This is a genomic window from Candidatus Magnetominusculus dajiuhuensis (genome assembly GCF_046044395.1).
In the GTDB taxonomy this organism is placed as follows: Bacteria; Nitrospirota; Thermodesulfovibrionia; order Thermodesulfovibrionales; family Magnetobacteriaceae; genus Magnetominusculus; species Magnetominusculus dajiuhuensis.
In genome coordinates this window covers 1-4,729 of the sequence record NZ_JBJUSG010000189.1, presented here as the reverse complement: position 1 = coordinate 4,729, position 4,729 = coordinate 1, and the positions used below count along the sequence as shown (strand labels likewise).

8 protein-coding genes are annotated in these 4,729 nt (G+C 44.8%); 4 read left to right on the top strand and 4 right to left on the bottom strand.

The genetic code is table 11. From position 1 onward, the window contains the following. Positions 1 to 70: 70 nt before the first annotated feature. From AB7D94_RS16495 to AB7D94_RS16480, 4 genes are read right to left on the bottom strand one after another with little or no spacing between them, the layout of a single operon-like run. Complete coding sequence (locus tag AB7D94_RS16495; RefSeq protein WP_420267153.1) at positions 71 to 913, bottom strand: hypothetical protein; 843 nt, start codon at positions 911 to 913, stop codon at positions 71 to 73. Continuing rightward, positions 888 to 1,307: a hypothetical protein gene (locus tag AB7D94_RS16490; RefSeq protein WP_420267151.1), complete on the bottom strand. Its 420-nt coding sequence runs from the start codon at positions 1,305 to 1,307 to the stop codon at positions 888 to 890. The genes AB7D94_RS16495 and AB7D94_RS16490 overlap by 26 nt, the downstream gene beginning before the upstream one ends. Positions 1,308 to 1,322: 15 nt before the next feature. Then, positions 1,323 to 1,577, bottom strand: coding sequence for a type II toxin-antitoxin system RelE family toxin (locus AB7D94_RS16485; RefSeq protein WP_420267150.1), 255 nt, complete (start codon positions 1,575 to 1,577; stop codon positions 1,323 to 1,325). Beyond that, positions 1,574 to 1,777 carry a hypothetical protein gene (locus AB7D94_RS16480; protein ID WP_420267148.1) on the bottom strand — a complete coding sequence of 68 codons (204 nt, stop codon included), beginning with the start codon at positions 1,775 to 1,777 and terminating at the stop codon, positions 1,574 to 1,576. The genes AB7D94_RS16485 and AB7D94_RS16480 overlap by 4 nt, the downstream gene beginning before the upstream one ends. Before the next feature lie 466 nt (positions 1,778 to 2,243). Between AB7D94_RS16480 and AB7D94_RS16475 the strand changes: the two genes are divergently transcribed. The 4 genes from AB7D94_RS16475 (at position 2,244) to AB7D94_RS16460 (ending at position 4,606) form a co-directional block, all read left to right on the top strand. Continuing rightward, positions 2,244 to 2,525 (top strand): type II toxin-antitoxin system TacA family antitoxin, encoded by a 282-nt coding sequence (locus AB7D94_RS16475; protein ID WP_420267146.1) that lies wholly within the window; start codon positions 2,244 to 2,246, stop codon positions 2,523 to 2,525. Then, positions 2,522 to 3,034 carry a GNAT family N-acetyltransferase gene (locus AB7D94_RS16470; protein ID WP_420267144.1) on the top strand — a complete coding sequence of 171 codons (513 nt, stop codon included), beginning with the start codon at positions 2,522 to 2,524 and terminating at the stop codon, positions 3,032 to 3,034. The genes AB7D94_RS16475 and AB7D94_RS16470 overlap by 4 nt, the downstream gene beginning before the upstream one ends. 56 nt (positions 3,035 to 3,090) lie before the next feature. Then, positions 3,091 to 3,828: a TlyA family RNA methyltransferase gene (locus tag AB7D94_RS16465; protein WP_420267142.1), complete on the top strand. Its 738-nt coding sequence runs from the start codon at positions 3,091 to 3,093 to the stop codon at positions 3,826 to 3,828. Between the two features lie 304 nt (positions 3,829 to 4,132). Further along, the gene (locus tag AB7D94_RS16460; protein ID WP_420267140.1) at positions 4,133 to 4,606 is read left to right on the top strand and encodes a hypothetical protein; all 474 of its coding nucleotides are present in this window, start codon (positions 4,133 to 4,135) and stop codon (positions 4,604 to 4,606) included. Positions 4,607 to 4,729: the final 123 nt, after the last annotated feature.

The following is a 4,729-nucleotide window of genomic DNA, read 5'->3' as shown; positions in this document are numbered from 1 at the left end:
ATAGGGATGCCCTCGCAGGGAAATCAACGGGTGTAGTTATTTAGACGCTTACGATTCTCCTGCTGATTGGCTATGATTTACCGACGTAAAGATTGAAGAGAAATACGTGAAGGGTTATATGTTGCTCATCGTCCTCTTGAGATTTAATAATAAAGCGCCATTCTCCACCTTCGGGGACTATTATCGGTCGAATAAACTTGGGATGTCCTTTAATTATGTCTGGAATCTTTTTTTGAATGTCAGAGAACTTGGCGGCGTCTTTGTTGAAGATAACAAGAGCCGCCTTGCAATCACGCCATGTAAGATAACATAATAGCTGATCTATGGCCTTGGATACCTCCTTTTCCCCTTTCCATAACTTGCACTCCGCAACAAAAGCAGCTCTATTGTCAGATTCAATCTTTATATCGGTCTTTCCAAATTTGCGAAACGTCTCCCCTGTGGCTGCACCCTCAAAATGACTGTTAAGTATTGCAAGGGTAATATCTCTCAAGCCATCCTCGCCATGTATTGCAAATGTTTCAGGCGCGGTTTCATAGGTTCTACCCCCATGACGTATAACCTTCAGGATATACTCAAAGTCCTCGTCGCTTATGCCGTATTCAGGCTGTTGTTTCTTAGATGTTAACGGTTTAACTTCCCTGATCCTTAGCGGTATTGGAGTAAGGCCTGGCGCTCCTAGTCTTTTTTTCAAAGGGATGTTCAAGGATGATATAAACTTCTCATTATCACCAAGCCTCTTTCGCCTGTCTGTAACATTACCTTTGATACAATTTTTAAGTTTTTTGTTGTGACTTTCTATGTCTTCTCTGGAACAAGCGATCCATTCGTTGATGCGAGCTATTTGCATGGCAATCTCATCTTCTGAAGCTTTTGCATCAGTCTCGTCAGAGAGGCGAGTAATCAATATCAAGATGGCCTGTTTTTCGGATAGTGCCGTTTGGTGGACTACTACTCCATAGGCTTGGCTGGCATTCCCATAATTGCGCTTCTCCAGAAAACGGTATTGATATGGTGATATTTCGGGCGTGAGCCTCAACGAGATGGCCTATGTCGATAGATTGATCGGGATAATTGCGTGTATCAACTTTTGTATTTTCAATGTACGCTTCTTTAGCGTCAACATGTAGCTCAAGCGGGGACACTTCCTGCCTTGAATAAACATGTTCAATCAATTCGTCATCTGATGAGTTGTTAAACTGTTCGGGTGGGATTCCTTCAATATAATCCTTCGCGGTTGCAAGATTATTTCTAAGAACATCACTCAAGCTATACTGATTAAATAAGGTGTCGTTTTTTTCTGTCATATCTATCCCCCTTCCTCACCGGTATATATCTTTCCTATGGCCTATATCCAAAACAGTGACATCTTTTCTTTCATTATCAATCTCATAAATAATGCGATAATTGCCTATCCGAATACGCCAACCCTCTCTGCCTGATAATTTTCTGCAGCCGAGCGGCCTTGGCTCATGTCCAAGTGACTGTATTGATTGTTTAATATCACTAAACACATCTCCGCTTAAACCGGAAAGCTCTTTCTGTGCCCTCCTTAAAATGAAAACATTGTAACTCACTTCCGCTCTGCTTCAATTTCCCTGATAGCTTGGTCTAATGGTATTGCCTCGTCCCCCGACGCTTTTGCCGCATCATAGACTCTTATACATTCCAGCTCTTCGAACTCTTCAAGGATTTTCTCGTAGTCTTCTATTGAAAAAATCACACCTGTGCGTTTCCCTTTATCGTCTATAATGAACTGCTCACTAAGGATTCTCATTTTCATCCTCCATTGTCGGCTTCATTTATTATATCAGGAGTTAGACACGTAAATCCATGCGCCTTATCTATTTAATGCTATCAATTATAAGAAAAATATTGAGCGCGGTTACTATTGCGGCCATAATGAATAGTGATATCTTGTTTGACGTGGAGTTTGCATATTTTCCCATTACCTTCTTTGAAGACGTCAAATAGATGAGGCCGAAAATCGTCAAGGTCAGTTGAACGCTGATGGCTATCTGGCTCCAAATAACAGGGAAGATAACAGAAGATACAGGGACACATTCCAATTACTGGACAACGTATAAGGATGCAGATTGTTTTATTGATATTTTACGCTCTGAACCTATACAAAATGGTGAAGACACTAAAATATCTTCTGGCATAGACCACCGTAGTCTTCATATTTGTATTGATATATTCTATACAATAGTGTATTGTAAAGGAATATCAGGAGGTGTCCTATGACACAGGCACAAGGGAAAGAAGCCGTATCTATTAACATACGAGCCAAAGCACAACAACGCGATCTTATAGACCAAGCTGCCGAACTGCTTGGCCGTAGTCGGTCAGATTTTATGCTTGGCGTTGCGTGCCGTGAGGCAGAAGATGTGCTGCTTGATCAGGCGTTTTTCACGGTCAACGCTGGCACTTTCGCTGCGTTTCAGGCGATGCTTGACAAGCCATTGCCGCCGACCGACAGGCTACGCCGATTGCTCAGGACAAAAGCCCCTTGGGATAAATGACAGCTTTTGTTCTAACGCCCCCATTACCAATTTCAGCCGCTCATGTCCTTGACGGTTTTGAATGCGGAGAGCCATCACTGGATGAATGGCTGAAAAAGCGGGCACTCAAAAACCATGCTTCAGGAGCCTCACGTTGCTTTGTCATTTGCCACGGTGCAGACGTTATCGGCTATTATAGCTTGTCAGCAGGAGCAATCAGGTATGAATCGGTAACTAAGGCAATGCGGCGCAATATGCCCGATCCATTGCCGGTGCTATTGCTTGGCCGCTTAGCGATTGACCGTCGTTATCATAATCAAGGACTTGGCCGCGCACTGTTACGCGATGCCATGATTAGAGCCGTCAACGTTTCCGGCGATGCTGGTATATTCGCGCTCATGGTTCATGCGTTATCAGAACAAGCCAAGCGTTTCTATTTATCTCGTGGTTTTGCAGAGTCACCATTGCAGCCGATGACGCTTATGATGACTTTGTCAACAGTACGCTCTATTTTGGATGAATTGGATTAATTATTGGAACACATCCAATTTAATTGCTATTTCATTATGAACACCCGTACAAAGGCATGAAGAGAAGACTCGATGTAATACTAACACAACGGGGCCTTGCACACTCCAGAGAGAGGGCAAAGGCCATTATTATGGAAAATAAGGTCTTAGTCAACGGTCTGCCCATTGACAAGGCCGGACAAACAGTTGACGAGTCGTCTGAGATTATCATAAGAGAACCCCAAGCGCCGTTTGTAAGCAGGGCAGGGCTGAAACTATCCTATGCCCTTGATGAGTTTAAAATTGACGTTACAGAAAAAACCGTAATGGATGTCGGCGCGTCAACGGGCGGGTTTACCGATTGCCTGCTCAAAAGAGGCGCTGCCAGGGTATATGCCATTGATGTCGGCTATGGGCAGCTTGCATGGGTGCTCAGAACAGATTCTCGTGTTGTCCCAATTGAGCGGACGAACATTCGCTACCTGGATAGAGAACAGATTCCCTGCGCCATAGATATGGCCGTAATAGATGTATCTTTTATATCGCTGCGGCTGGTGCTGCCGCCGGTTTTGAAGTTTCTCCGCCCTGATGGGATTATTGCCGCCCTGATAAAACCACAGTTTGAGGTCGGCAAGGGTGAGGTCGGCAAGGGTGGTATCGTAAGGGAAGAGGGCAAGCGGCTCTGTGTCGTTGACGGGATGAAGGAGTTTTTCCTGTCATGCGGCCTGATAGTCTTAGGGGTTTGTGAGAGCGCTATAAAAGGCCAAAAGGGCAATGTTGAATACTTTATTCACGCGGCCTGTGGCACCAGTTAATCAAATAATCCAAAAAAATGTAGTCAGGGCAAGTGAGGTAAGATGGAAAAAGTGGACACCAAAATAGAGTAAAATAAGAAACTCAAAGGAGGTGTTCAATGGAGAGGATCCCGAACGGGAAGTACACGAAGGAGTTTAGAGAAGAGGCGGTAAAACTTGTGGTAGATGGTGGATTTAGGAATTCGCACCTGTGACAAAAGTCATTGATAGATAGTTCCACATTGCGTTACAATGGGGATGCTTCGGACATAGGTATTAACTCACAATAACGGCTGGCTGGCCGGAAATCAACAGGAGGACTTCAATGAAGGGACTTAAGGCAATGGCATTACTGATGGTAGTGTTAGCAGGTGTGTTGATTCTAAACACACAGGCGCAGGCGGGGATAGCTCCGGGGACGTATTGTTGGCAGGCTGACGCTCACAATGGAAGTGGAGTTCTTGGGTATCACAGGTTATCAATAAAAGACTTTGGAAACGGCCACTATTCGGTTGCCGGCACAATTACAGCGCCTCAAACAAACGGCACGGTATCTGTCAAACTTGTCAATGGGGCGATGGAATTAACTGACGCCAACACATTAGAGATGGGGGTGAGTGTGACCGACGCGGAGTACAATACGGCACTGGGCGCTAACGCGCTCACCGTTGTAGACTTTCATTACCTGTTAGACCCTGTCACGATGAGCGGGCCATACTATACATCAAGCAACCATAACAGTGTGACGGCAACTAAGAGTTATGGCGGGGTGGCGACGCTTACGACATGCACTTATTAATAACCGCTTGTCCTTAGGGCAGACGAAGAAGAACACTCAGGAGGATACTATATAATGAAGGCATTAAACCCAGATTGTCCATTAGGAGGAAAAGTCTAATGGCGGCCATTAGGAAAAGTGAGC

What these genes read in the sequence shown, in the direction of transcription:
- AB7D94_RS16490 (WP_420267151.1), bottom strand. Translation starts at nt 1,307, where the DNA reads ATGACAGAAAAAAACGACACCTTATTTAATCAGTATAGCTTGAGTGAT.
- AB7D94_RS16480 (WP_420267148.1), bottom strand. Translation starts at nt 1,777, where the DNA reads ATGAGAATCCTTAGTGAGCAGTTCATTATAGACGATAAAGGGAAACGC.
- AB7D94_RS16475 (WP_420267146.1), top strand. Translation starts at nt 2,244, where the DNA reads ATGACACAGGCACAAGGGAAAGAAGCCGTATCTATTAACATACGAGCC.
- AB7D94_RS16470 (WP_420267144.1), top strand. Translation starts at nt 2,522, where the DNA reads ATGACAGCTTTTGTTCTAACGCCCCCATTACCAATTTCAGCCGCTCAT.
- AB7D94_RS16465 (WP_420267142.1), top strand. Translation starts at nt 3,091, where the DNA reads ATGAAGAGAAGACTCGATGTAATACTAACACAACGGGGCCTTGCACAC.
- AB7D94_RS16460 (WP_420267140.1), top strand. Translation starts at nt 4,133, where the DNA reads ATGAAGGGACTTAAGGCAATGGCATTACTGATGGTAGTGTTAGCAGGT.